The following is a 23,618-nucleotide window of genomic DNA, read 5'->3' as shown; positions in this document are numbered from 1 at the left end:
ACGCTTATGCGCCGTGCGGATCGTCCGCAATATACGGGCTGGCGATGGCGGCAGTGTTGTGGAATGGAGCCGCCATGCCGAAACCCGCCCCCTATCGCCTCGAACCCGCCAACTATCCTTGGTCGATCGCCATCACGACGCGGTTCGGCGATCTCGACGTCAACAACCATCTCAACAATGTCGCCATCGCGCGATTGTTCGAGGACGCGCGCGTGCGTTTCCAGTTCGAGGAGCGGCGCTCCCTGTCATCGCCCGGCGTGCGCGGGCTGATCGTATCGGTCGGCATCGAATATCTGGCCGAGGCGTATTTCCCCGATCCGGTGACCGTTTGCGCCGGCTTTGGTGAGCCGGGTAGATCGAGCTGGCCGATCCTGCTCGCCGCCTTCCAGAACGACCGCTGTTTCGCCACCTGCGATTCGGTGCTCGTCCTGCGCGACGGAAACAGGCCCGCGCCGATCGAGGATGAGTGGCGGAAGTATCTCGAAGAGCGGCAGGTGAGGAGCGGGTAAAATTCCTATCCGGGACGGGGAGGGGGACCGGCGAAGCCGGTGGAGGGGGTTTGCCGCAAGTGCACCACCAGGAGGACAGACCCCTCCGTCAGCGCTCCGCGCTGCCACCTCCCCGTACCGGGGAGGAACTACTGGGTGAGATCCTCGTAAACCGCCCGCGTGAAGCCGGGCCGGAAATCGCCGTTCTCCGCGCCCATCAGCTGGATATAGCCCGAAACCCGCATATTGTTCTCGAAATCGACCCAGGCTGCGGTACCGGCGGCGCCGCCCCAGCCGAAGCTGCCGGCGGGTTGACCCTCGGTCCCGCCGGTCTCCGGTGCCGAGGCGACCGCGCCACCCGCGCCGAAGCCCGATGGCGCATACATGCGCGACTTGTCGATGCCAGCGGGCAGCAAATCGGACATGCCGATCCGTGCCGTGCGCTCGCTCATCACGCGGGCATCGCCGATCGCGCCATAGCCGAGCAGCATCGTCAGGAAGCGGTCGTAATCGTGCGCGCTCGACGCCAGCCCGCCGCCGCCAAAGGGAATGGGCGGCTCATCGAGATAGATGGAGGTCGCCGCCGGATCGACGTTCATCGTCCGGCCCTCATAGACGACATGGTTATCGGTCAGCTGCGCCCGCTTCGCTGCGGGGACCTGGAAGAAGGTATCGTTCATGCCGAGCGGCGCGAACATCCGCGTGCGAAGGAATTCGGCATAGGGCATTCCGGCGGCGACCTCGATCACCCGGCTCAGGATTTCGAGCGACATCGAATAGGCCCAGACGCTCCCCGGATCGGCGATCAGCGGCAGCTCGGCGGCGCGCCGCGAGAATTCGGCGATGCTTGCCGGCGGCTCGGCCACCGGCGCGCCGCCCGACATCGCCATGCCGACACGCGGGTCGCGCGACACGACGCCGCCGGACAGGCCCGCCGCAAGGATCGCCGCGCGCAATGGCGGCGGCCCCATGATCGAATAGCCGAGCCCGGCGCTGTGCGTGAGGAGATGGCGTACCGTGATCGGCCCCGCCGCAGGGCGCGCGTCGAGCGAATTTTCCGGGTCGGTCATCACCATCGGGTTCGCCCATTCGGGCAGGATCTCGCCGATATCCTGATCCAGCGTCAGCCGTCCGTCGTCGATAAGGATCATCGCCGCCATGCCGGTGACCGGCTTGGTCATCGAATAGATGCGCCAGATCGTGTCGGGACCGACCGGCGTCGTGCCGGCCGCAGTCCGCGTTCCGGCGGTCAGATAGACCGGCGCTTCCATGCCCCGGCCGATGGCCGCCATCGCGCCGGGCAGCGATTTTCCGGCGATGTAGTTCTGCAGGAAGGCCTCGGTCGCGCCCCAGCCCTGCGGCGCCGTCGCGGCCGACGAAGACATCGCCCCCATGCGCGGCGCACATCCGGCAAGCGCGAGCCCCGCCCCCGCGCCGAGCCCCATCAGGAAGCGGCGGCGATTCAATTCTGGTCGTGACATCTATCTCTCTCCCCGGAGATCTTTTTTCTTTCGATCCTGTCTCGGGGAAGCGGATTTGGCAAGCGCCGATCGCTATTCGCAGTGCAGCCGGCTGATCGCCTTTTCCTTGCCGATCAGCGGCAGCAGCGCCGCCATTTCCGGGCCATGGTCGCGACCGGTCAGCGCCTGGCGCAGCGGCAGGAACAGGTCCTTGCCCTTGCGCCCCGTTTCCGCCTTGAGCTGGCTCGTCAGGTCGGCCCACGGATTGTTCGACCAGTCGACCAGCGCGGCAAGGATCGCCGCCCGGTCCAGATAGGCCTGCATCTCGTCGTCGCATTCCGGCGGCTCGACCGGCCCCTCGATCACGTGCCACCAGTCCGCCGCATCGTCGACGCGGGAAAGATTGGGTCGGATCGCCGTCCAGGCGGCCTCGTCCATGGCGGCGGGCAGCCGGTCCGCCACGACCGCATAGTCGAGATGGTGAACGATCTTCGCGTTGAGCGCCTTCAGTTCCTCTTCGTCGAACCGAGCCGGGGCACGGCCGAACCTGGCAAAGTCGAAACTCTCGACCAGCGGCGCCGGATCGGCGAAGGGCTCCACCGCGTCGCTCGTCCCGATCCGCGCGAGCAGCGAGACCAGCGCCATCGGCTCGATCCCCTGTTCGCGGAAATGATCGCAGCCTAGCGATCCGAGGCGTTTGGAGAGCTTGCCCTCGGTGCCGACGAGCAGCGCCTCATGGGCGAAGCGCGGCCGCGCCGCGCCCAGCGCGTCGAACATCTGCAATTGCAGGCCGGTATTGGTGACATGATCCTCACCGCGCACGACATGCGTCACCCCCATCTCGGCATCGTCGACGGCGCTCGGCAGCATGTAGAGCCAGCTCCCGTCCGCGCGCCGGATCACGGGATCGCTGAGCAGCGCGGGATCGAAATGCTGCCGGCCGCGAACAAGGTCGTCCCATTCGATGGTTGCATCGTGATCGAGCTTGAAGCGCCAGTGCGGCTTGCGCCCTTCGGCCTCGAATGCAGCGATTTCGTCGTCGGTCAGCGCGAGCGCCGCGCGGTCGTAGACCGGCGGCTTGCCGCGCCCCAACAGCACCTTGCGCTTGAGCTCCAGCTCCTGCGGCGTCTCATAGCACGCATAGACGCGCCCCGCCGCACGCAGCGTTTCGAACGCCGCCTCGTAGCGATCGAACCGCGCCGACTGCCGCTCCTCGCGATCGATATCGATGCCCAGCCAGCCAAGATCGGCGCGGATCGCCTCGACGAATTCCTCGCTCGATCGCTCGGCATCGGTATCGTCGAGCCGCAGCACGAACCGCCCGCCCTGCTGCCGCGCGAACAGCCAGTTGTGGAGCGCCGTGCGGATATTGCCGACATGAAGCCGGCCGGTTGGCGAGGGGGCGAAGCGGGTCATGACGGCCATGGTTACACCGTCCGGAATGCGTTGGTGATGGGGTAACGCCGGTCGCGGCCGAAGTTGCGGGCGCCGATCTTGACGCCGGGCGGCGACTGGCGGCGCTTGTATTCGGCGATATAGAGCAGCCGCTCGATCCGGGCGACGGTGTCGCGATCGAAGCCGCGTTCGACGAGCGTGTCGATATCGATCTCTTCCTCGACCAGACCTTTCAGGATCGGGTCGAGCACGTCATATTCCGGGAGCGAGTCGCTGTCCTTCTGGTCCTCGCGCAGTTCGGCCGAGGGCGGTTTGGAAATGACATTGTCGGGCATGACCGGGCCGTCGGGGCCCATGGCCAGGCTCGGCTTCTGTTCGTTGCGCAGGCGGGAGAGCGCGAAGACCGTCGTCTTGTAGGCGTCCTTCAATACCGAATAGCCGCCTGCCATGTCGCCGTAGATCGTCGCATAGCCGACCGCCATTTCGGACTTGTTGCCGGTGGTCAGCAGCATGTGTCCGAATTTGTTCGAAAGTGCCATCAAGGTGACGCCGCGGATACGCGACTGGATATTTTCCTCGGTGATGTCGACGGTGGCGTCGGCGAAGCTGTCCTCGAGCATTGCATCGAAGCCTTCGACCGCCGGGTTGATCGGGATCGTATCGAGCCGGCAGCCGAGCATTTCGGCGCAGCCCGCCGCATCGTCGAGGCTTTCCCTGCTGGTGAAGCGCGAGGGCAGCATCACGCACCAGACCCGGTCCGCGCCCAGCGCATCGACGGCGACCGCGGCCGAGAGCGCGCTGTCGATCCCGCCCGACAGGCCGAGCACGACGCCGGGAAAGCGGTTGCGGTTCACATAGTCGCGCAGCCCGATCATCATGGCGTGATAGATGTCCATCGGATGGGCATCGAGTTCGTGGCGCGGCCCGTCGGTGCAGGTCCAGCCACCCTCCTTGCGCTCCCAGACCGTGGTCGCGATTTCCTCTTCCCAGTCGGCGAACTGCCAGGCGACCTCGCCGTCCGCATTGAGCACAAAGGAGGAGCCGTCGAACACGATCTCGTCCTGCCCGCCGACGCGATTGAGATAGGTGAGCGGCAGGCCGGTCGATGCGACGCGCCCCTTGCCGAGCGCAAGGCGGATATCGTCCTTTTCGACCTCATAGGGGCTGCCATTGGGGACGATGAACAGCTCCGCCCCGCGTGCCGCAAGATGCGTGCAGACGCCATCGACCCAGATATCCTCGCAGATCGGCACGCCGATCTTCACGCCTTTGAAGTCGATCGGTTCGGGCAGGGGGCCGGGCTTGAACAGCCGCAACTCGTCGAAGGTGCCGTAATTGGGCAACTGGTGTTTGTGCGTGACGGCCGCAATGTCCCCGTTTTCGAGCAGCGCCATCGAATTGTGCAGCTTGCCGCCCTCGACCATCGCCGTGCCGACCAGCATCGCCGGGCCGCCCCCGGCGCTCGCCTGTGCCATGCGCTCCAGCTCTTCCTTCGCGCGTTCGATCAGAGCGGGTTTCAGGACGAGGTCTTCGGGCGGATAGCCGATCAGTTGCAGCTCGGGAAAAACGATCAGATCGGCCTCGGGCACGTCCGCCCGGGCGCGGAGCATGGCGTCGGCATTGGCGCGCAGATCGCCCATCACCTGGTTCAATTGCGCGAAGGCGATCGTCAGCCGGTCGGTCATGGCCCGCTCTTAGGCGCGCGCATGCTGCCGGGCAATGGCGTCAGCCAAGCAGCAATCCGCCAAGAAATCGGCCGGGAATGAATGCGAAGGCACCGGCGACGACAAGGCCGATATACATTCCCTCCATCGCCTTGCGATGGCCTGCGATGTCGCCGCGCTTCAGCGCCCAGAGCGAAAGCGGGATCGAAACGAGCACCAGCACCGAAAAGAGATGAATGAAGGAGAAAGCGAAGCCGAAGCTCGACAGTGCTGCGGTCAGCATCAGCATAACCCAGATTCGCCCCAGCAGCTTGTGTGTCCGGTCGCCTTTGCGCCGGTAGAGCACGATCGCGCCGATCGGAATGGCGGGCACGACCGATGCGAGGTGAAGGACAAGCGGAATCGACATCGCATTGGCCGATGGCTGGCCGCTGCCATAGCTGAGCGCCATCAGCGCGAGCGTGACGACAATGGTGCCAAGCGCGGTAACGATGACGGTAACGGGCCGAAAGCCGGGGGCGGTGGGTTGCTGCGCGATGATCCGGGCCATGAAGATGCTCCTGCAAACTGTGTCGCCAGGCAGCATGCCGCATGGCCTTTCGCGGGCAATCGCAACTGCGCGAGCGGCGACAAGAGTTTCGCAAAGCGCGTGAAAATGCGCTATTTGCCCATTGGCGAAGCGCGAACGGGAGAGCCGCACGCATGAATTTCCGTCAATTGGCGATCGAATTGTTCGTGATGGCGGCGATCGGCGCGGTGCTCGCGCTGCTCGGCCCGTTCGGCACCTATGCGATGCCGGTAGCGTTGCGTCTTGCCTATTGGATCGGCTTCATCCTGATCGGCTATGCGATTTTCCGCCCGGTCCAGACCGCCGCGCTCTGGCTTGCCGAGGAGACGCTGATCCCGCGCTGGTCGGCACTGATGATAGCAGGCGCACTCGCCTCGCTGCCGTTGACGGGGCTGATCGGATTCGCGATCGGCGGAATGACGACCGGCAGCCGGTACCTCGGATCCGACTTCCCGATCCTCTATCTTCAGGTCGCCGGCATCGGATACGCAATCCTGTTCCTGACTCGGGCGATCTTCCGCGAGGCCGAAAGCGAGGCGCCCGCGTCCCCAGCGCCGCCTCCCAAGCCGCTCACGCCGCAGGAACTGGCGCTCCCCCAACGCCCCGACGCGCCCTTTTTCGACCGGCTGCCGCCCGAGCTCGGGGATCATCTCGTCTGCCTCGAAATGCAGGATCACTACGTCAAGGCGTACACGCTGAAGGGTGCGGCGATGATCCTGATGCGGCTGAAGGACGCGATGGCCGAACTCGACGGCGTCGAGGGGATGCAGGTTCACCGCAGCTGGTGGGTCGCGCGCGAACATGTACGCGGCGTCGATCGCGACGGCCGCAAGATGGGGCTGGAACTGGCGAACGGGATGATCGCGCCGGTGTCGCGCAACCGGCAGGCGGATTTGAAGACGGCTGGGTGGATTTGACGCAGACGCTCATCTGCCATTGAACCGTCATTGCGAGCGAAGCGAAGCAATCCAGAGCCAAATAGGGGATCGCGTGCGGCTCTGGATTGCTTCGTCGCCTTCGGCTCCTCGCAATGGCGACGGCTAGGTAGCGACGGCCTCCCGCTCTTCCCGCTGCCGCGCCCACATTTCGGCATAGAGCCCGTCGCGTGCGAGCAGGGCGGCATGGCGCCCGCGCTCCGCGATCCGCCCGGCCTCCAGCACGACGATCTCGTCGGCATTGACGACGGTGGAGAGCCGGTGCGCGATAACGATGCTCGTGCGGCCGCGCTCGGCGCGTTCGAGCGTCGCCTGGATATTGGCCTCGGTGCGCGAATCGAGCGCGCTCGTCGCTTCATCCAGGATCAATATCGGCGGGTCCTTGAGCAAGGCGCGGGCGACGGCGACGCGCTGCTTCTCGCCGCCGGACAGCTTCAGGCCGCGCTCGCCGACGCGGGTGTCATAGCCCTCCGGCAGACCTTCGACGAAGCCGTGGATCGCCGCGCCATGCGCCGCCGCTTCGATCTCCGCCTGTGTCGCGCCGTCGCGGCCATAGGCGATGTTGTAACCGATCGTGTCGTTGAACAGCACCGTATCCTGCGGAACGATACCGATCGCCGCGCGCAGGCTCGATTGGCGGACCGTGGCAATGTCCTGCCCGTCGATCAGGATACGCCCGGCGTCGAGATCGTAGAAGCGGAACAGCAGCCGCGCGATCGTCGACTTGCCCGCGCCCGACGGGCCGACAATGGCGACGGTGGCGCCCGGCGCGACATTGAGGTCGAACCCTTCGAGCACCGGCCGTTCCGGATCGTAGCCGAAGCGCACATTCTCGAACCGGATCGCGCCTGTGTCGACGACCAGCGGCTTCGCGCCTTCTGCATCGACGATCTCGGCCGGCGTATCGATCAGGTTGAACATCGCCTCCATGTCAATGAGGCCCTGTTGAATGGTACGGTAGACGGTCCCGAGGAAATCGAGTGGGCGAAAAAGCTGCATCAGCAGCGCGTTGACGAGCACGACGTCGCCGACCGTGAACATCCCCTGGCTCCAGCCCCAGACGGTATAACCCATGGCGCCCGCCATCATGGCGTTGAGCAGCAGCGCCTGGCCGACATTGAGCAGCGCCAGGCTGTTCTCGCTCTTCACCGCGGCATTGGCCCAGCTGTGAATCGCGTTGCCAAACCGCTGCGCCTCGCGCGCTTCGGCGTTAAAATATTTCACCGTCTCGAAATTGAGCAAGCTGTCGACGGCGTGGCTGTAGGCGGTGGTGTCGAGATCGACCATGTTGCGCCGAAGCTGCGTCCGCCACCGCGTCACGGCCCATGTGAAGGTGATGTAGATGGCGATGACGACGAGCGTGACGGCAACAAGGCCGAAGCCGAACTTGATCCAGAAGATGATGCAGACGGCGAGCAGCTCGACCGCCGTCGGCGCGATGTTGAAAAGCAGGAAGTAGAGCATCGTGTCGATGCTCTTGGTGCCGCGTTCGATGATCTTGGTGACGCCGCCCGTCTTGCGATCGAGATGATAGCGCAGGCCGAGGCTGTGGAGATGTGCGAAGACATTCTCGGTCAGCCGCCGCGCCGCCGTCTGGCCGACGCGCTCGAAGACGACATTGCGAAGGTTGTCGAACACCACGCCGCCGAAACGCGCGCCCGCATAGGCGCCGACGAGAGCGATGGCGAGCATGACGGCGGGATCGTTCTCGCCGTCCATGCTGTCGATCACCGCCTTGTAGGCAAAGGGCATCAGCAGCACGACCGCCTTGGCGCAGAGCACGAGCGCGAAGGCGCCGATGACGCGGCGCCGCAGCGTCGCATCGTCGCGCGGCCACAGAAAGGGCAGGAAACGTCGCAGCACCGACCAGCCGGGCTGTCGGCGATCGTCGTCGGAGGGAAGGTCGGGCGGCATCGGCGACTCAATAGCGCTTTTTCACCGAACGGCCAGAACTGTGCGCTCTGGCACAGGCGGAACAAATCGCGGCGCTATGCTTTCCTAAATTCAGGGAAAGGAAGCATAAAATGGGTCCGGGTTATTTCATTCTTGCCATCATGGGCTGCGGCGACGGTGCGGTCATGTGCGAAGACATTGCGAGCCGCGAATCGGTCTATCGCAGCGAAATCGAATGCATGGCGGACAGCGATTCGATGCTCGAGGCGAATATCGAGGCCCCCTATCCCATGGTCGTCGCGCAATGCCGCTCGATCTCGCCGCAAATGGCCGAGCGCATTCAGCGTCGCACCGCGAGCTGATTGATTTTCCGATAGCCTAAAATCGCGCTGCCTAGGGCAGGTCGTAAATCACCAGCCGACACTGCGCGGACGCGCTGTCTTCGATGCACGGACGCTCGCGTTGGCCGGCGGGCGGGCGGGTGTTTTCGCCCGCCGTGTCTATCCAACGGTTCGTCTCGAACAGTCGTTCGCTCCTGATCACCGCCGGGCGTTCGATGGTCACGCTCGCGGTCGCGTGTGCCGATGCGCCGGCAGCCTGGCTTGCCGCTTTGGCGGGCGCCATCAGCAGCAACGCAAGCACCAGCAGCGCGCCGATCGCGGCGAGACGCAAAAAGCTCCTGAGAGCGGGGGTGATATGTGTGGATGCGGGGGACATCATCGGAACGACGCGCGAGGACCGCAGATGTTTCGGCGAAAATTCCCGATGTTACGCCAAAATCCCCTGTTCGAACGCCCCATTCCGCAGTTGCTTGCCGATATTGGGAGTTAACGTTCTTCTAAGCCGATTACCGTAACATGTGCGGTAACAGCAGAGAAAGACGATTGGCGGTCCCCCCATGCCCAATTCCCGCGACCATATTCCCGATTTCGGCGACGCCGAAGATCTGCGCGAGGAAATGGTGCGAATCTTCGCCGCGCGCCAATTCCGCCGTTCACCGGTCATGCGCAAATTGTTCGGTTTCCTCGTGTCGGAAACGCTTGCCGGGCGTGGCGGCCGGCTCAAGGCCTATACGATCGCCGTCGATGCACTGGGGAAGCCGCCGACCTTCGATGCGCAAAGCGATGCCTATCCGCGTGTGCAGGTGGGCCGGCTACGGGGGCTGCTCGACGAGTTTTACGAAGAAAATGGCGAATCCGGGCCGTTGCGTTTTGCAATCCCCAAGGGCGGCTACGCCGTCTCCTTCGGCACCGAAGAGGAAGCGCCAACCGATGAAACCGGGACGGGCGATATCGAGGCCGAGATCGATGCCACGCAGACGGACGCGCCGATGTTGCCCGACGCAGACCGGCCGATCCGCGAACAGCTTCGCCTCTGGCGGCTGGCGGCCTCGGTTTTTGCAGCGATCGCTCTCGTTCTGGCGATTCTCCAGTTCAGTGGCGGCAGGCTCGCCTAGAAGCTGCCGCTGATCGTGAAGGTAAAGATCGGGCCGATCCGGCGCGAGCGATCCTCGATGAAGTCGACGGGCCCGTCGCGGCGATCGACATAGGTGATGCGGCGATAATCGTCGCGATTGCCGATCAGGTTGAACACCGATCCTCGAACCCTCAATCCGAAAACGTCCTTGTGTTCCACATAGGCGCCGACAAAGGCGCTGCTCTGGCGGTACTGACCGAGCTGATCGAGCCGGAAGTCGAGCGCCTCGTTATAGCTTTCGAACTCGAATCCATAGGCGATGTCGGTGTCCGGAATATCGTGCCGGAATTCGGCTTCGATATAATGCTCGCGTTCGGAACTGTCGGGCCGCGACAGGCCGGTCAAAGGATCGTCGAGCCGGGTGCGCTGGACGATGGCCTCGATGTCGAGTTTGGCACCGCGAAGGCCGATCGGATCGAAATTGAACGTGCTGTTCCATTCGAAGCCCATGCGCCGCGCGCTGTCGATATTGCCCGGAGCCTGTGCGGTCGGGCTCAGCGGAATCTGGTCGACGATGTCGGTAATCGATTCGTAGAAGATGCGCGCCGTGACCGAGCCCCAAGGCCCCAGTTGCTGCGTGCCTTCGACCTCGAAATTCCAGCTTTGCGGCGGGACCAGATTGGGGTTGCTCGCATCCTCGCTGTCGGAACCGACGTTGACGCTCGCGACGAAGTCGAAAAAGTTGAGCTGGCCGACTTCGCGCTCCACTCGGGCGCGCAGATCGAGCGTATCGCTGACCGACCAGGCCAGTGAGGCAAATCCCTTCGGCCGGTAGAAACTGCGCGTCAGGCCGCCGGCGCCCGTCTGGCTGATCTCCGAATATTCGCCGCCAAGCGAGACCTGCAGCGTCAGATCTTCGGAAAGCGGGCGTCCGTAAGTGATGTTGGCTTCCGCCCGATCCTCGTTCACCCGCGCCGATCCGCCGGGCAGCGGCACCTCGATGAAGTCGCCGTTCATATCGAGATTGAACAGCCGGGATTCGACGTCGAGCGTGTTGCGCGCACCTTCGAGCGAAATCTGCCAGTCTCCGCCCATGCTCCAGCTATATTCGCTGCGCAGGATCGTCTCGGCTTCGTCGCCCACTTGTTCGAAGCGGCTGCCGACCGACGGCGTCCCGTCGGCGAAATCGGTGACGACGCTTTGAAAATAGGGGCTGTGCTCGAAGCTCCTCAGTCCGATCAGTTTGAGCCGTCCAGGACCGAGCGCAAACTCGAAATCGCCGCCGATCTCGTAGTTCCATTCATCCTCGCCCTCGCGGAACAGCCGGAAACGATCGACCGTGCCGGGAAAAGATCGCTCCGATTCCTCGCGGGCGCCGAAATAATAGCGCTCATAGGACAGGTTGAGATTGCCGACCGAACTGCCGGGTCCGTCGATGCGGAAGCTGCCGGCGAGGCGGGGCCTGTCCCCGCTGACGGTCAGTACCTCATATCGCTCGTCGATCTGGTTTCCGAAGCCGTCGAAGACCCGCTCGATGCCGTCATTGCCGCTGCGGAAGGAGTCGTTGGTGTTCGAAAGGCTCAGCGTATAGTCGACGGGACCCACTCCGCCGGTCACCGATATTTCGCCCGAGTAAAGCCGCGGGCTGGTATTGTGGGCGCGGAACTGCGGGCGCCAGGAGAAATTCCCGCTGACCGCGCCGGTTTCGGCGACGATGTTCACAACCTGACCCGACAGGCCCGGAATATCGAGCGTTGCCGCGTCGCGCAGCTCGATCCGGGTGACGTTGCTCGCCGAGATGCGGCGCAGCGCAGTGACGGCGTCGTTCGACTTGCCCGAAACGCGCTCGCCGTTGATCAGGACATTGGCGCCGCCCTGTCCCAGACCGCGCCGGTCCTCGGCTTCCTGGATCTGGAAGCCCGGAACCTGCTGCACCATGTCGAGCGCCGTGGTCGGGGAAAATCGGGCGAAATCGGCGGGGGTGAAATCGCGCCCTCCACCGGGCACTGGCGTCGCGACCGGAGGCGGCGCGTCCCCGGTCTCCGCGGGCGGCGTTTCGACGGCCTGGCCCTGAGCCGAAGCCGCAATCATCGATCCCGACAGCAGGAAATAACGCAAACGCACCGACAGGCCCCCTTTGAAATTATCGTTCTTGTTGCCAAGGGGGCCTTTGACGATGCGATGCGCCGCGTAAAGCTTTGCCGCAATGCTTTACGACCGAATGCGGTCGGTGTTCGACAAATGTCGTAGTAGCGCCGACAGGCGACTCGTCGTATCAGACGGATGCGTCTTCTTTGGGCGATTTGACGGGCAGCGACCATTCGATCTGGTCGCGCATGATCCGTTCCAGATCGGTCAGCCCGGCGCGATGCGCGGCGGCCCGCTTCTTGAGCAGCCGGGCCAGCACTTCTTCGCGGTTTTCAGCCGCGCCGCGCCGCTTGCGTCCAGCGGAAACGGCGCCCGCAAGCCGGTAAGACATATAGATGGGGGATTCCGAATGGGCCATGATTGGCGGCGTTCCTTCTGGGGCGTCGGCTATTCCCTAGCCGGGCATTGCTTCGCCTTTCGCAAGAAATACCGGTAATCGGGATTTAACCGTCTCGCCTATGCGCAGCGCACGCGGATCGTGAGATCGCCTTGCGGCGTCGTCACCGTCAGCCGCTCGCCGTCCTCGCTCAGTTCATAGGCGATGGTCTCGGTCCATTGCTCGCCCTCGCCGCTGAACGCATGTTCGGCGGTGACGGTGCCCGGTGCGGTCTGCATCAACTGCGTCAGTTCGGCGGCGCTTTCATAATATTCGACCCGGTCCGCTTCGATCGTCAGGTGCATGTCGCTGCCCGAACCGGCGCAGTCCGCCTCACTGAGATCCCATTCGCCGCGAAACTTCTCGGGCATGGCCGCGAGTTCAGTCTCTTCGGCTTCTGGGGGCTCGGCCGCGGCCTGGGGTGCTCCGGGCATCGCGGCGCTGTTCTCGGCGGTGCCGCGCTCATCGGTGTCGGAATCGCCGCCCGAACAAGCGGCAAGGCCAAGGGCGAGAGCTGTGGCGATAGCGGGCATGCGCATGATCAGTCTCCTGTGTTTTCGCGGCCGAGCCCGACACGATCGATCATCGCCAGGGCCGCGGCGGGCGCGCGTTCCTTTGCGCCGTTGATGAAGTAGAGATAGACGTCCCGGTTGCCGCCAAGTTCCGTCGCCGGGCCGACGAGTCCGGCCATCTCGACCGCTTCGCCGCGCGACCATGCCTGCGCGCGATCGGCCCAGATATCGAGATCGCCTGCGGCATAGCCGGTTTCGATATCCGCTACGGCCCGAAGGAGGCGGCAATAGGAAAAATCGGCCGTCTGGTCCGATATCAGCGGATATTTGTCGCTGTCGGCGGTGACGATGGCTGCGTTATGCTGGCGCGCGAGATCGACGAATTCGGCGCAGGCAAAGCTTTCGTGCCGGACTTCGAGCGCATGGCGCAGCGGTCGTCCGTCCAGCGTCTCGGGCAGCATGGCAAGGAAATCGCCGAACTCGTCGGCATCGAACTGCTTATAGTCCATGAATTGCCAGAGGATCGGGCCGAGCTTGTCGCCGAGTTCGTTCAGGCCCTGGCCCAGAAACTTGCCGATCCCCTCTTCCGCCTCGCGCAGGTCCTTGCGGTTGGTGCAATAGCGCGACGCCTTGATCGCGAACTGGAATCCCTCGGGCGCGGCTTCGGCCCAGCTTGCGAAGGTCGCGGGTTTCTGCAGCCGGTAATAGGTGCCGTTGATTTCGATCGTGCCGAGCTTCGAGGCGGCATAGGACAGTTCGTCCTTCTGCCGCAGGTCCTCGGGATAGAAGGTCTCGCGCCAGGGCTTGTAGGTCCAGCCGCCGATGCCGCTGCGAATGATTCCGCTCATGAGCGCCTTATGCCCCAGGATCGAGGCCGAGCAAATCGTCTGTCACCTCCATCAGGTGCAGCGGATCGCCGGCATCGGCCACGGCATCGACAAAGGCGGCGCGGGTCTCGGGCTCGTCATAGGCCATCTTCTCATCGAACGCCTTCTGCCACGTCTCGCGGTCCGGCCATTCGGCGACCGCGATGAAGCGCCCGTCCTCGGCGCGATGCAGCCGCGATCCGAGGCCGCCATATTTCTGCGAGATCAATTCGGTGCCGCGTCGCCAGGCCGCGCGGAACTGTTCTTCCTTGCCCGGGTGGACGCGCCATCCATAGACTGCGACGAACATTGCTGCCTCCTGTTGCGAAAGGGCGATACGCTATGAACGATCCGAAGGCGCTGATCGATGCATTGGGCCTCGAACCGCATCCCGAAGGCGGCCGCTTCCGCGAAACATGGAGAGCGCCGGCGCGGGATGGCAAGCGCGCCGGTGGGACCGCGATCTATTTCCTGCTCGATCATGCCGAGCGGTCGCACTGGCACAGGGTCGATGCCGCAGAGATCTGGCTCTGGCATGGCGGCCATGCGCTCGACCTGTCGACCGCGCCGGACAATGAGGGCCCGGTCGAAACGATCCGGTTGGGGCCCGACATTGCGGGCGGCGAAAGGCCGCAGCATGTCATCGCTCCGGTTCACTGGCAGGCCGCACATGCGCCGCGCGGCTGGGCGCTCGTCTCGTGTATCGTCGTGCCGGGGTTTGAATTTTCCGGCTTCACGCTGGCACCGGAGGGGTGGTCGCCGGGCGGCGGGTCAGACGCCTAGACGGTAAAAATCCAGCGCCAGGATTCGCTCGACATGGTCGAGCCAGTTGCCGATCCCGGTTTCCAGCTTCGCGCAATCGAGTTCGATGATCACATTCTGGCCCTTGCGCCCGGTGCGAACCTTGACGCCATCGGCCAGGAACACACTCTTGAGCGCGACGGCCGTCGCCTGCTCCGCCCCGGCAATGCGCGGCGCGTAGAGATTGGTCGCGTCGATCGTGAACTGGCCGCCGGCATCCTCGCCCGCAGCGACGCCCTCGGTGCCGAGATAGACGTTCGCCCGGTGGAGCGAGCTGGCCGACCGGCTGATTCCCGCATGGCGGAAGAATTCGATCGCCTTTTGCGCGTCGGCCAGCGCCGCATCGGGGATATGGCGGCGGCCTTCGAGATAGTCGTGCCAGCGCTCGACATTGTCGAGGCTCGAAAACTGGCTGTCGAAAAGCGCGCGGAAGCTGTTCACATAGCTGTAGCGCAGCATCTCGTCGGCGATATCGAGGCTGACGAGCTTGACGATCGGCCGCTGCGAGCGCGCCATCAGCAGCGCGTTCGTGAAGAGGAAGGCGGTCGCAACGGTCTCGGTCAAATCGGGCGCGGGCGTGAGGTTCAGGCACCGCAGCGCGAAGACGCTCGTCTCACCCGCCGCGATGTCGCCTATGATCTCATCGAACGCCGCTTTTTCGCCGTCGAGGAAGAGGTTGGGGGAGTTGGGAAGGCTGGCCATCGCGCAATACTATCCCGTTAGCCCTGAGCTTGTCGAAGGGCGTTTCGCAATCCGTGAAGCGGGCTTCGACAGGCTCAGCCCTAGCGGCCGTTGAAAATGGCGGCCCATCAGAGCACGCTCACAAGTTTCGCCGCCACCACATCGGCCTGGCTCGCATCGAGCGAGGCGATGTTCATGCGCCCGTCGGGAATAATGTAAACGCCCTGTTCCTCACGCAGCCGCGCCGCCGCTTCGGGCGTAACGTCGAGCAGCGAGAACATGCCCTGGCCTTTGTCGATATACGTCCAGTCGCGGTCCTGCTTCGCCCGGGCGAGAGCAAGGGCGAGCGCGCTGCGATTGCCGTTGATCCGGTTGCGGATCTCTTCGAGCTCGGCCAGCCAGTCGGCCTTAAGCTCCGGATCGTCGAGGATCGTGCGAACGATCGCGGCGCCGTGATCGGGCGGCATCGAATAGCTGGCGCGCGCCGTGGCGAGCAGCGTCGAATTGGTGGCGGCGAGCTTCGGATTGCCCCTGGATACGAGGAGCGCCGCGCCGGTGCGCTCGCGATAGATGCCGAAATTCTTCGAGCAGCTGAGCGCGAGCAGCATCTCCGGCGCGCGTTCGGCGACGGCGGCAACGCGCGCCGCGTCGCGGTTCCAGCCGGTGCCGAAGCCGATATAGGCGGCATCGACGAACGGGATCAGCCCGCGTCCCACGATTCCGTCGACGAGCCGGCCGAGATCCTCGAGCGCCGGATCGATGCCGGTCGGATTGTGGCAACTCGCATGGATGATGACGACGTCGCCGGCCTTCGCCGTGTCGAGCTTCGCGAGGATCGCGTCGATATCGGGCTCGGCGGTGAACTTCACATAGGGATAGCGCTCGATCGGCGCGCCGATGGCGCCGAGGATCGCCTGGTGGTTCGGCCAGGTGGGGTCGGGAAGCCAGAAGGTGGCGTCGGGGTTGAGCGCCAGCGCCACCTCGGCGAGCACGCGCACCGCGCCAGATCCGCCGATCGACTGGATACCCAGAATATCCCGGCCATAGGCATGATCGGGCAGCACCGCGTTCGCGAACAGTTCCACATAGCGCTGATCGCCGCCGACACCGACATATGTCTTGGTCGTCTGGTTCTCTACAAGCCGCCGTTCGGCTTCCTTCACCGCGCGCATGACGGGGGTGTTGCCCATCTCGTCCTTGTAGACCCCAATGCCGAAATCGACCTTTTCGGTCCGCGGATCCTCGGCATAGGCACGGCTGATCGCGATGATCTGATCGATTGGGCGGGCTTCGGCATGTTCGAACATCGACATTCCCTTATGGATTGACCGATTTGACGGGGAGGAAGCCCGAATTGGCGTTGCGGATATCGCTGGCGACATAGCTGCCGAGCAGCTTCACATAGCGCGCCTTTTCCTCGAGCCCGGCAAGTGCCTGCTGCACCGCCTCGTCCTCAAGCCCGCCGCCGATATCGATGTAGAAGGTCGGCAGCGCCGTCTGTTCGGAGATGGTGTAGGTTTCGAGCGTGGTGATGTTGATCCCGGCATCGCGGAACACCGCTAGCGCATCGATCAGCGCGCCCGGATGGTGGCCGATCTGGAAGATCAGCGTCGTGATGTCGCATCCGGCATAATCGGGCTGCAGCGAGGGTTTTTCGAGCGCGAGGAAGCGCGTGTAATTGTTCTTCTGGTCGGCGATGTCGCGTTCGATCACGACGCCGCCGAAGACTTGGGCGGCGACCGAAGAGCCGATGGCGGCTGCAGCGGGATCGCCCTTCTCCGCGACCAGCTTCACCGCGCTTGCGGTGTCGACGCATTCGACCTGCTCGGCATCGCGGCAATGCGCCTCGATAAAGCCCGAACATTGGAGGAAGCCCTGCCGGTGGCTGTAGATCCGTTCGAGCTGGCTCGCCTCGGTCACCGGGCGCGGGCCGGAATGCGCCTGGATCAGGCAATGCTCGATCCTCTGCATATGCTCCGAAACGATCGCCATTTCGGTCGACAGCATCAGCCTGTGGACATCGGGGATGCGCCCGCTCGTCGAGTTCTCAATCGGGATGACGGCGGCCTTGTGCTCGCCGGCCTCGACCGTCTCCATGATCTCGCCAAAGGTACGCAGCCCGACATGCTCGGCATCGGGATAGATCGAGATGGCCGCCTGATAGCTATAGGTGCCCGGCGATCCGAGATAGGCGATGGTTTCGGCCGTCATGCGTCATTCTCCAGCGCGTCGAAATTGGCGCGGGCTTCCTCCAGCGTTTCCAGCAGGGCCCCGGGGGCGGTCTCGTCCGCCATGGCGAGCAGGAGATCAAGCCGTTTTGTGAAAATTTCGGCGGATTTTCGCAATTCACCGGCATTGGCGTGGAAGATATCGGCCCACATCTGTGCGTCCGCCTCGGCAAAGCCGGCCACGCCGCGAAACGAATTGGGGATCAGCGCGCGGTCGGCGGGGTCGGCCATGGCGGCCAAAGCGAAGGCGATCAGGTGCGGAAGGTGCGAGCCCGTGGCGAGCATCGCATCATGGGCGGACGGGCTCATTTCGACGACTTCGACGCCCAGATGATCGAGCAGCATCCGCGCGGCATCCAGCGCGTCAGCCTCGACCGTATCGTGTGGGGCCAGCACGAACGGTCGCGAAGCGAGGATCTGCGCGCGCGATTCGCCCGGGCCGGCCGATATGCCTCCGGCGAGCGGATGGCCGGGGACGAAGCGCGCCATATCGACGCCATTTGCGGAGAGTACGTCGAGTATCGCTGTTTTCGCCGAGCCTGTATCGATGACCACGGGCGCACCTTCGAGAGTCAGCAGTGCGGCGACATGGCCGGCGATCGTCGAAACCGGAGTCGCCACGAAAACGACATCGCAACCGGCAAGGCCGGTCATTTCGACCGCCACGCTTCCCCGCGGATGCCGTTCGGCCACGAATGCCGCATTGCCCGGACTCATATCGTGCACGCGCAACGGCACGCCGGGCAGCATGCGCGCGAGCCTCTGCCCGATCGATCCGCCGATCAGGCCGGCCCCGACAAGGCCGATTTGCGAAGGGAGTTCTGCCGCCATGATGCGCTGCACAATGACGGCTTGCGCGCCGAATGCAACGTGAAGCAATGCGCGGGATCGTGTAACATCGGCGGCGCGGGCTGCGAACATTGTAGCTGCAGCGGTGACCTGCTTCACATCAGGTTCAACCGGATTTCGGCATAAATGGCTGGAAAGAGAGGCAAATCGATGCGGATGACACGCAGGCAACTGGTTTCGATGAGTGCGGGCGCGGCCGTGCTGCCGCTATTGGGCTGCGGCACGCGTGCCGACGCGCAGGAGAATTTTCGCGTCCGGCGGACCGAGGCGCAGTGGCGCGAGCGCCTGACCCCGGCCGAATTCCGCGTTCTCCGCCAGGAAGCGACCGAGCGACCTTATTCGAGCCCGCTCAACGACGAGCATCGGCGCGGCGTTTTCACCTGCGCCGGGTGCGGCAACCGGCTGTTCAGCTCGATCACCAAATTCGAAAGCGGCACCGGCTGGCCGAGCTTCTACCGACCCATCGACGATGGTGCCGTCGGCACGCGTACCGACCGGACGCTCGGCATGCGGCGGACCGAAGTGCACTGCGCCGATTGCGGCGGCCATCTCGGCCATGTCTTCAACGACGGACCCCGGCCGACGGGCCTGCGTTATTGCATGAACGGCGTGGCGATGGATTTCCGCCCGGCCTGATTTTTCGGTTCCTCAATTCCCCCTCACGAGGAGAGTAGCATGGCGAATATTCGCAAGACGATCACATCGTCGATCATCGGCGGCGCGGCGGCCATCGCCGCAATCGCGGCCCTGACGCTTCCCGGCCCGGCGACGCGCGCCGATGCGGCCGTCGTCGTCATCCCCGCCCCCGAGATCAACGTGCCGCGCACCGGGGGCACACAGGTCGCCGTCCTTGCCGGCGGCTGTTTCTGGGGTATGGAGGCGGTGTTCCAGCATGTCGACGGCGTGCAGAGCGTCGTTTCCGGCTATGCCGGCGGTAGCGCGGCGGATGCGAATTATCGCGACGTCAGCGCCGAGCGCACCGGCCATGCCGAGGCCATCCGCATCGTCTACGATCCCACCGAGGTGAGCTATGGCCATCTGCTGCGGATCTTCTTCGCCGTCGCGCATGACCCGACACAGGTGAACCGGCAGGGCCCCGATGTCGGACCCAGCTACCGCTCGGCGATCTTCCCGCAGAACGCGCAACAGCGGCAAGTCGCGCAACGCTATATCGCGCAGCTGAACGGCACCGGCCGATTCCCGCGCACTATCGCAACGCGGATCGAAAGCGGCCGCTTCTACGAGGCCGAGGAAGAGCACCAGAATTTCATGAACCGCAATCCGCGCCACCCCTATATCCTGGCGCACGATGTCGAGAAGGTACGCGACTTTCGGCGAGCCTTCCCGAACGACTGGCGGGCAACGCCGGCTTCCTGATCGTCAGAATTTCGCTAGGCGAACTTCCGGCAGGAAGTTTCTGACAAGCAAACTCGCGGCGCTCGACCGAACGGTCGAGTCTGAAAAAATCACCTCCGCCCAGCAAAGAATTCCCGCAACAACTCGCCCGCCCGCTCCTCGCCGATCCCACCATAGATTTCGGGCCGGTGATGACAGGTCGGTTGCGCAAAGAAGCGGGGGCCATGATCGACCGCGCCGCCTTTGGGATCCGCTGCGCCGTAGTAGAGCCGGTCGATCCGCGCATGGGCGATCGCGCCCGCGCACATGGCGCAGGGTTCCAGCGTCACCCACAGGTCGCAGCCGTCGAGCCTGCCGCTACCCGTTGCATCGAGCGCGGCGCGAATCGCATCCATTTCGGCATGGCGTGTCGGATCGCCGGCGCGGCGCATGCCATTGGCGGCTTCGGCGATCACGACGTCGCCGCGCATGACCACCGCACCGACGGGTACCTCTCCGCCGCGTGCGGCCTCTTCGGCGAGCGCAAGCGCGCGACGCATCGGTTCGGGGAGCGGGAAGGTCATGCCCTCCCGTTTAGTGCGTCGGGGTTCGGCGCGGAAGGCTTGGCCTAGTTGACGGCTTCCTCGCGCGCGTCTTCGGCATCGCTCTCTTCATTGGCCTCGAACACCGGAACTTCCACCTCTCGGGTTTCGGTCCCGACTTCGACGTCGTTGGTATCGACATCGATCTCGCCGCCTTCGGTGTTGATGTCGATGACGTTGGTCGCGATCAAGATCACGACGACGATGGCGATCACGGCGATCAGACCCAATATGGCACGCATTGGCATTCTCCCTGTTTCGGCCCCCGAACCGGCATTGGGGGCCGGCAATGAGAAAAGGGCACGAAGCGGCCTCCGCGCCCTTTCATCATCCGGTCATCCCGCCGTTACTCGGCCGGGTCGACGTCGATGGTCGGAACCTCGACGGTCTCTTCCTCGGTCGTCACATTGACCTCGGGCACCTCGACCGTTTCCTCGGTCGTGCCGACATCGACATCGGGTGTGTCGACGTCATATTCGGGCAGCTGGCCTTCCTCGACGCTGACTTCGGGCATCTCGCCCTCTTCGGTCTGTTCGACGCTGCACGCCGCAAGCGGAAGGGCCAGCGCGGCGGTGGTGGCAAGAATGATACGCATGGGTGTTCCTCCCTTGTGGGTTCGTTCCTAATAACCGGCACCCGCCCGGCTTTGTTCCGATACGGTCCGCCAGTGTTGACGAAAGCGCGGGGAATCGCTAACTGCGCCGCTTTCCGGGACAACCCGAAACTCCAGGACGAAGACCATGTCGCGTATTTGCGAACTGACCGGCAAGGGCCGGCTGGTGGGAATGAACGTTTCCCACGCCAATAACAGGACGAAGAAGACGTTTCTGCCGAATCTGCAGCGCGTCACGCTGATCTCCGACACGCTCGACCGGAGCTTCAAGTTCCGCGTGTCGACGAGCGGCCTGCGGTCTGTCGAACATGTCGGCGGCCTCGATAACTGGCTGTTGAAGACGGCCGACGCCAAGCTCAGCGACCGTGCGCGCAAGGTAAAGCGCGACATCGCCGCCAAGCAGGCCGCCGCAGCCTAACGCTTCGGCGCGCGTAAGTCGCGTCAACGCTCCAGCAATTCGAACTTCATCAGCAACGTCCGTTGCAGCGGCGTGAAATTGTCGTCCGACGCCATCCAGACGATGGTGCGCCCGCTCTCGCGCGTCACCGCCAGCGCCTCGAAATTGTCGACGGTTAGCGGCGGCGCGAATCGGGCAATGGTCTCACCTTCGAGAATCGCGCCTTCGCGAATGTCCGACAGATCGGCCATCGTCACGATCACCGCGACGCCTTCGAAAAAGGTGAAGCGCCGGTTGAGGATCAGCAGCCGGGTTCCGCCTGCCAGCGCGGCATCGGTGATCCGGAAGCCTTCGGGCGGGCGATAGCCGAAGCGGACCGGCGCCCCTCCATCGGATGCCGGATCGCCCGCAAACATCAGCGCATCGTTCGAGCTTCCGGGGCCGTCCCCCGCTTCGGAAAAAACGAGAAAGCGGCCGTCGGGCAGGCGTACCAGCGCTTCTGCTCCGCCATTGTTCGGCCAATCCTCCATCGCTTCGGGCGCGCGGTTGGCGGTCGCGCGGCCATCGGCGGTGCGATAGCGCCAGATTGCGTTGGCGCGCTCATAGCCGACCCAGAATGAGCGTCCGTCCGGTCCAATCGCGACCGATTCGGCGTCGCGGTCGCGCTTTCGGGTCTCTCCGCCATTTTCCGGGGAAGGGCCCTCGACCAGAGAACCGATACTGGCGCGGCGGATCCGGCCTTCGCCGTCGAGGGCGAAGCGGAAGAGCCCGCCCGAATCGCCGACCGCGAGAAAGTCGTCGCCGTCGTCTCGGCGCTGGATGGCGAGACCGATGCCCTGTTCGGCGTCGGCAATGATGTCGGCCAGGGTTGCTCCGACGCCTTGCTGGCTCGCCTGGTCCGCTGCGGCGAGCTGAAATCAGCGGCGCTGATGGGGTTGGCGCTCGAGCGCTCTGGCATTCCGTCCGCCGTTGTCGATCCGCATGAAATGGACTTGCGGGCCGAGGGTGAAGCGCTGGACGCCAATCTGACCGGTCTGGACAAGGCGCGGGTCCTGGCGCGCTTCGAAAAGGTTGATGTGATTGTCGCGCCGGGCTTCTTCGGCGAAGGCGCGGACGGGCCGGTTACCCTGGGTCGGGGCGGCACGGATCTGACAGCGGTGGAGTTCGCGCATTGGCTGGGCGCCGACCGGGTTCGCCTGATCAAGGATGTCGATGGGGTTTATACCGATGATCCGGCCAAGGTCGCCAATGCCAAACGGCTCGACCAGCTCGATTATGACGAGGCGGCCAAGGTCAGCCGCGGTCTGGTCCAGGACAAGGCCATCACGCGGGCCAAGGAACAGAATGTGGTCATCGAAGTCGCCGCACTCGGCCGCCCGTATGCCACCCGGATTGCCGCCGTCGACAAACGCGCCGGCGATGGGCTGGAGGCGCGGCCGCTCAAGGTCGCCGTGCTCGGTCATGGCGCGGTCGGCGCCGGGGTCTGCGCGCACTTGCTGGCCCATCCCGGCCGATTCGCGCTCAACCCGGTCCTGGTGCGCGATCCGGACCAGCATCGAACCGGCGCACCGGTCGCGCTCGAATTCACAGCGGATCCCGCCGAAGCCCTGGCCAATGACCCCGATATTGTGGTCGAAACGATTGGCGGGACGGGACTGGCACGCGCCCTCTCACAAAGCGTTCTGCGCGAAGGAGCCCATCTGGTCACCGCCAACAAGGCCGTGATGGCGCTCGATTTCGAACGCCTGCACGAGCTGGCCGAAGAGAATGGCCGTTCGCTGCGCTATTCCGCCACGATTGGCGGCGGTGTTCCCATCCTCGAACTGGTCGATCTGCTCGCCGCCAATGACACCCTGCTGTCGGTCGAAGGTGTGTTGAACGGGACCTGCAATTTCGTCCTCGGCCAGCTGGGCCGGGGTGTCCCCCTCGCCGAGGCGGTCGCGGAGGCCCAGCGCCTGGGCTTTGCCGAGGCTGATCCAAGCGCCGATGTGGACGGCTATGACGCGGCCGACAAGCTGGCCATCCTGGTACGCCACGCCTTCGGAGTCGCCCTTCATCCCGACCAGATCAGCCGCGAAACGGTGATCACCGCCTCGGCGGCGCTGTGGATCGTGCCTTCCAGCTTGGGATTGATGTTCGGCATATAGGAGGCGCCGAGCTGGAAGCCCTCGCACCCTAACGCGCCGGGCGCAAAGCTACGCGCGAACGACTAGTGGTGATGGCCGCCGGGTCCGTGCGGGTGGGTCGGCACCGGCTCGACGAGCCAGCCGTGGGCGCGCAAGCTGCATGCCTCGCAGGTGGCGGCTCCGCTGCTCGAAGTCCTACTTGAGGACCTCGAAGCCGACGCCAAGTCGTACCGGCATAAGCCGAAACGCAACGCAGCGCCGCTGA

At 64.6% G+C, this 23,618-nt stretch carries 28 protein-coding genes; 9 read left to right on the top strand and 19 right to left on the bottom strand.

The features are described 5' to 3' along the window. Positions 1-74 precede the first annotated feature (74 nt). Positions 75-509, top strand: a complete 435-nt coding sequence (locus tag Q0139_RS07130; protein WP_298019543.1) for a thioesterase family protein — start codon at positions 75-77, stop codon at positions 507-509. A 128-nt stretch (positions 510-637) separates the two neighbouring features. Here Q0139_RS07130 and Q0139_RS07125 read toward each other — a convergent pair whose 3' ends face one another. From Q0139_RS07125 to Q0139_RS07110, 4 genes are all read right to left on the bottom strand, one after another. Continuing rightward, positions 638-1,969: a serine hydrolase gene (locus Q0139_RS07125; RefSeq protein WP_298019541.1), complete on the bottom strand. Its 1,332-nt coding sequence runs from the start codon at positions 1,967-1,969 to the stop codon at positions 638-640. 72 nt (positions 1,970-2,041) lie between these two features. Continuing rightward, positions 2,042-3,373 carry a glutamate--tRNA ligase gene (gltX, locus tag Q0139_RS07120; protein WP_298019539.1) on the bottom strand — a complete coding sequence of 444 codons (1,332 nt, stop codon included), beginning with the start codon at positions 3,371-3,373 and terminating at the stop codon, positions 2,042-2,044. Positions 3,374-3,375: 2 nt separating this feature from the next. Then, positions 3,376-5,028, bottom strand: a complete 1,653-nt coding sequence (locus Q0139_RS07115; protein ID WP_298019537.1) for an NAD+ synthase — start codon at positions 5,026-5,028, stop codon at positions 3,376-3,378. A 40-nt stretch (positions 5,029-5,068) separates the two neighbouring features. Beyond that, on the bottom strand, positions 5,069-5,557 hold the full coding sequence (locus Q0139_RS07110; protein ID WP_298019535.1) for a DUF2306 domain-containing protein: 489 nt from the start codon (positions 5,555-5,557) through the stop codon (positions 5,069-5,071). Positions 5,558-5,709: 152 nt separating this feature from the next. Between Q0139_RS07110 and Q0139_RS07105 the strand changes: the two genes are divergently transcribed. Beyond that, positions 5,710-6,492, top strand: coding sequence for a LytTR family DNA-binding domain-containing protein (locus tag Q0139_RS07105; protein ID WP_298019533.1), 783 nt, complete (start codon positions 5,710-5,712; stop codon positions 6,490-6,492). Between the two features lie 123 nt (positions 6,493-6,615). On the opposite strand, the gene Q0139_RS07100 is transcribed toward Q0139_RS07105, so the two are convergent. Continuing rightward, positions 6,616-8,424 carry an ABC transporter ATP-binding protein/permease gene (locus Q0139_RS07100; protein WP_298019531.1) on the bottom strand — a complete coding sequence of 603 codons (1,809 nt, stop codon included), beginning with the start codon at positions 8,422-8,424 and terminating at the stop codon, positions 6,616-6,618. 110 nt (positions 8,425-8,534) lie between these two features. On the opposite strand from Q0139_RS07100, the gene Q0139_RS07095 reads away from it, so the two are divergent. Continuing rightward, positions 8,535-8,765, top strand: coding sequence for a hypothetical protein (locus tag Q0139_RS07095; RefSeq protein ID WP_298019529.1), 231 nt, complete (start codon positions 8,535-8,537; stop codon positions 8,763-8,765). 31 nt (positions 8,766-8,796) lie between these two features. On the opposite strand, the gene Q0139_RS07090 is transcribed toward Q0139_RS07095, so the two are convergent. Further along, a complete protein-coding gene (locus Q0139_RS07090; RefSeq protein ID WP_298019527.1) occupies positions 8,797-9,075 on the bottom strand; it encodes a hypothetical protein in 279 nt (92 codons plus the stop codon). Between the two features lie 226 nt (positions 9,076-9,301). On the opposite strand from Q0139_RS07090, the gene Q0139_RS07085 reads away from it, so the two are divergent. Then, positions 9,302-9,859 (top strand): hypothetical protein, encoded by a 558-nt coding sequence (locus Q0139_RS07085; RefSeq protein ID WP_298019525.1) that lies wholly within the window; start codon positions 9,302-9,304, stop codon positions 9,857-9,859. On the opposite strand, the gene Q0139_RS07080 is transcribed toward Q0139_RS07085, so the two are convergent. The 5 genes from Q0139_RS07080 to Q0139_RS07060 form a co-directional block, all read right to left on the bottom strand. Then, positions 9,856-11,943, bottom strand: coding sequence for a TonB-dependent siderophore receptor (locus Q0139_RS07080; RefSeq protein ID WP_298019523.1), 2,088 nt, complete (start codon positions 11,941-11,943; stop codon positions 9,856-9,858). The two genes, Q0139_RS07085 and Q0139_RS07080, sit on opposite strands and share 4 nt — an antisense overlap. 151 nt (positions 11,944-12,094) lie before the next feature. Further along, positions 12,095-12,325 carry a hypothetical protein gene (locus Q0139_RS07075; protein ID WP_298019521.1) on the bottom strand — a complete coding sequence of 77 codons (231 nt, stop codon included), beginning with the start codon at positions 12,323-12,325 and terminating at the stop codon, positions 12,095-12,097. Between the two features lie 98 nt (positions 12,326-12,423). Further along, positions 12,424-12,882 carry a hypothetical protein gene (locus Q0139_RS07070; protein ID WP_298019519.1) on the bottom strand — a complete coding sequence of 153 codons (459 nt, stop codon included), beginning with the start codon at positions 12,880-12,882 and terminating at the stop codon, positions 12,424-12,426. A 2-nt stretch (positions 12,883-12,884) separates the two neighbouring features. Continuing rightward, positions 12,885-13,703, bottom strand: a complete 819-nt coding sequence (locus tag Q0139_RS07065; RefSeq protein ID WP_298019518.1) for a DUF72 domain-containing protein — start codon at positions 13,701-13,703, stop codon at positions 12,885-12,887. Between the two features lie 7 nt (positions 13,704-13,710). Next, positions 13,711-14,031, bottom strand: coding sequence for an antibiotic biosynthesis monooxygenase (locus tag Q0139_RS07060; RefSeq protein ID WP_298019517.1), 321 nt, complete (start codon positions 14,029-14,031; stop codon positions 13,711-13,713). A gap of 32 nt (positions 14,032-14,063) precedes the next feature. On the opposite strand from Q0139_RS07060, the gene Q0139_RS07055 reads away from it, so the two are divergent. Then, complete coding sequence (locus Q0139_RS07055; protein ID WP_298019515.1) at positions 14,064-14,504, top strand: cupin domain-containing protein; 441 nt, start codon at positions 14,064-14,066, stop codon at positions 14,502-14,504. Here the strand turns inward: Q0139_RS07055 and Q0139_RS07050 are convergent. From Q0139_RS07050 to Q0139_RS07035, 4 genes are all read right to left on the bottom strand, one after another. Continuing rightward, complete coding sequence (locus Q0139_RS07050) at positions 14,493-15,224, bottom strand: hypothetical protein (RefSeq protein ID WP_298019513.1); 732 nt, start codon at positions 15,222-15,224, stop codon at positions 14,493-14,495. The genes Q0139_RS07055 and Q0139_RS07050 overlap by 12 nt on opposite strands. A 107-nt stretch (positions 15,225-15,331) precedes the next feature. After that, positions 15,332-16,510: an aromatic amino acid transaminase gene (locus Q0139_RS07045; protein WP_298019512.1), complete on the bottom strand. Its 1,179-nt coding sequence runs from the start codon at positions 16,508-16,510 to the stop codon at positions 15,332-15,334. Between the two features lie 10 nt (positions 16,511-16,520). Next, a complete protein-coding gene (locus Q0139_RS07040; RefSeq protein ID WP_298019510.1) occupies positions 16,521-17,414 on the bottom strand; it encodes a prephenate dehydratase domain-containing protein in 894 nt (297 codons plus the stop codon). After that, positions 17,411-18,262: a prephenate dehydrogenase/arogenate dehydrogenase family protein gene (locus tag Q0139_RS07035; protein WP_298019508.1), complete on the bottom strand. Its 852-nt coding sequence runs from the start codon at positions 18,260-18,262 to the stop codon at positions 17,411-17,413. The genes Q0139_RS07040 and Q0139_RS07035 overlap by 4 nt, the downstream gene beginning before the upstream one ends. 174 nt (positions 18,263-18,436) lie before the next feature. On the opposite strand from Q0139_RS07035, the gene msrB reads away from it, so the two are divergent. After that, a complete protein-coding gene (gene msrB, locus Q0139_RS07030) occupies positions 18,437-18,916 on the top strand; it encodes a peptide-methionine (R)-S-oxide reductase MsrB (RefSeq protein ID WP_298019597.1) in 480 nt (159 codons plus the stop codon). A gap of 39 nt (positions 18,917-18,955) precedes the next feature. Then, positions 18,956-19,657, top strand: a complete 702-nt coding sequence (gene msrA / locus Q0139_RS07025; RefSeq protein WP_298019506.1) for a peptide-methionine (S)-S-oxide reductase MsrA — start codon at positions 18,956-18,958, stop codon at positions 19,655-19,657. A gap of 89 nt (positions 19,658-19,746) precedes the next feature. On the opposite strand, the gene Q0139_RS07020 is transcribed toward msrA, so the two are convergent. From Q0139_RS07020 to Q0139_RS07010, 3 genes are all read right to left on the bottom strand, one after another. Beyond that, positions 19,747-20,199, bottom strand: coding sequence for a nucleoside deaminase (locus tag Q0139_RS07020; protein ID WP_298019504.1), 453 nt, complete (start codon positions 20,197-20,199; stop codon positions 19,747-19,749). 44 nt (positions 20,200-20,243) lie between these two features. Further along, positions 20,244-20,459, bottom strand: coding sequence for a hypothetical protein (locus Q0139_RS07015; protein ID WP_298019502.1), 216 nt, complete (start codon positions 20,457-20,459; stop codon positions 20,244-20,246). Between the two features lie 104 nt (positions 20,460-20,563). Then, positions 20,564-20,812, bottom strand: a complete 249-nt coding sequence (locus tag Q0139_RS07010; protein WP_298019500.1) for a hypothetical protein — start codon at positions 20,810-20,812, stop codon at positions 20,564-20,566. Between the two features lie 145 nt (positions 20,813-20,957). Between Q0139_RS07010 and rpmB the strand changes: the two genes are divergently transcribed. Beyond that, positions 20,958-21,248 (top strand): 50S ribosomal protein L28, encoded by a 291-nt coding sequence (gene rpmB, locus Q0139_RS07005; protein ID WP_298019498.1) that lies wholly within the window; start codon positions 20,958-20,960, stop codon positions 21,246-21,248. 23 nt (positions 21,249-21,271) lie between these two features. Here the strand turns inward: rpmB and Q0139_RS07000 are convergent, their stop codons facing one another. Further along, entirely contained in the window at positions 21,272-22,048 is a 777-nt protein-coding gene (locus Q0139_RS07000; RefSeq protein ID WP_298019595.1) for an esterase-like activity of phytase family protein, read from the bottom strand. Between Q0139_RS07000 and Q0139_RS06995 the strand changes: the two genes are divergently transcribed. Then, positions 22,004-23,374, top strand: coding sequence for a hypothetical protein (locus tag Q0139_RS06995; RefSeq protein ID WP_298019593.1), 1,371 nt, complete (start codon positions 22,004-22,006; stop codon positions 23,372-23,374). The two genes, Q0139_RS07000 and Q0139_RS06995, sit on opposite strands and share 45 nt — an antisense overlap. The last annotated feature ends 244 nt before the right edge of the window (positions 23,375-23,618 follow it).

Origin of the sequence: uncultured Parasphingopyxis sp. (assembly GCF_937129435.1) — a bacterium.
In the GTDB taxonomy this organism is placed as follows: domain Bacteria; phylum Pseudomonadota; class Alphaproteobacteria; order Sphingomonadales; family Sphingomonadaceae; genus Parasphingopyxis.
Note: the sequence above shows the minus strand (reverse complement) of the source record. Positions and strands in the feature narration are given on the sequence as shown.

Bases quoted from the DNA above. Each gene is read 5' to 3' on its own strand.
- Q0139_RS07050 (WP_298019513.1), bottom strand. From the start codon at position 15,224: ATGGCCAGCCTTCCCAACTCCCCCAACCTCTTCCTCGACGGCGAAAAA.
- msrA (WP_298019506.1), top strand. From the start codon at position 18,956: ATGGCGAATATTCGCAAGACGATCACATCGTCGATCATCGGCGGCGCG.
- Q0139_RS07075 (WP_298019521.1), bottom strand. From the start codon at position 12,325: ATGGCCCATTCGGAATCCCCCATCTATATGTCTTACCGGCTTGCGGGC.
- Q0139_RS07115 (WP_298019537.1), bottom strand. From the start codon at position 5,028: ATGACCGACCGGCTGACGATCGCCTTCGCGCAATTGAACCAGGTGATG.
- rpmB (WP_298019498.1), top strand. From the start codon at position 20,958: ATGTCGCGTATTTGCGAACTGACCGGCAAGGGCCGGCTGGTGGGAATG.
- Q0139_RS07040 (WP_298019510.1), bottom strand. From the start codon at position 17,414: ATGACGGCCGAAACCATCGCCTATCTCGGATCGCCGGGCACCTATAGC.
- Q0139_RS07055 (WP_298019515.1), top strand. From the start codon at position 14,064: ATGAACGATCCGAAGGCGCTGATCGATGCATTGGGCCTCGAACCGCAT.
- Q0139_RS07015 (WP_298019502.1), bottom strand. From the start codon at position 20,459: ATGCGTGCCATATTGGGTCTGATCGCCGTGATCGCCATCGTCGTCGTG.
- Q0139_RS07085 (WP_298019525.1), top strand. From the start codon at position 9,302: ATGCCCAATTCCCGCGACCATATTCCCGATTTCGGCGACGCCGAAGAT.
- Q0139_RS07105 (WP_298019533.1), top strand. From the start codon at position 5,710: ATGAATTTCCGTCAATTGGCGATCGAATTGTTCGTGATGGCGGCGATC.
- Q0139_RS07010 (WP_298019500.1), bottom strand. From the start codon at position 20,812: ATGCGTATCATTCTTGCCACCACCGCCGCGCTGGCCCTTCCGCTTGCG.
- Q0139_RS07060 (WP_298019517.1), bottom strand. From the start codon at position 14,031: ATGTTCGTCGCAGTCTATGGATGGCGCGTCCACCCGGGCAAGGAAGAA.
- Q0139_RS07130 (WP_298019543.1), top strand. From the start codon at position 75: ATGCCGAAACCCGCCCCCTATCGCCTCGAACCCGCCAACTATCCTTGG.
- Q0139_RS07100 (WP_298019531.1), bottom strand. From the start codon at position 8,424: ATGCCGCCCGACCTTCCCTCCGACGACGATCGCCGACAGCCCGGCTGG.
- Q0139_RS07020 (WP_298019504.1), bottom strand. From the start codon at position 20,199: ATGACCTTCCCGCTCCCCGAACCGATGCGTCGCGCGCTTGCGCTCGCC.
- Q0139_RS07110 (WP_298019535.1), bottom strand. From the start codon at position 5,557: ATGGCCCGGATCATCGCGCAGCAACCCACCGCCCCCGGCTTTCGGCCC.
- Q0139_RS07035 (WP_298019508.1), bottom strand. From the start codon at position 18,262: ATGGCGGCAGAACTCCCTTCGCAAATCGGCCTTGTCGGGGCCGGCCTG.
- gltX (WP_298019539.1), bottom strand. From the start codon at position 3,373: ATGGCCGTCATGACCCGCTTCGCCCCCTCGCCAACCGGCCGGCTTCAT.
- Q0139_RS07070 (WP_298019519.1), bottom strand. From the start codon at position 12,882: ATGCGCATGCCCGCTATCGCCACAGCTCTCGCCCTTGGCCTTGCCGCT.
- Q0139_RS07065 (WP_298019518.1), bottom strand. From the start codon at position 13,703: ATGAGCGGAATCATTCGCAGCGGCATCGGCGGCTGGACCTACAAGCCC.
- msrB (WP_298019597.1), top strand. From the start codon at position 18,437: ATGACACGCAGGCAACTGGTTTCGATGAGTGCGGGCGCGGCCGTGCTG.
- Q0139_RS07045 (WP_298019512.1), bottom strand. From the start codon at position 16,510: ATGTTCGAACATGCCGAAGCCCGCCCAATCGATCAGATCATCGCGATC.
- Q0139_RS07125 (WP_298019541.1), bottom strand. From the start codon at position 1,969: ATGTCACGACCAGAATTGAATCGCCGCCGCTTCCTGATGGGGCTCGGC.
- Q0139_RS07095 (WP_298019529.1), top strand. From the start codon at position 8,535: ATGGGTCCGGGTTATTTCATTCTTGCCATCATGGGCTGCGGCGACGGT.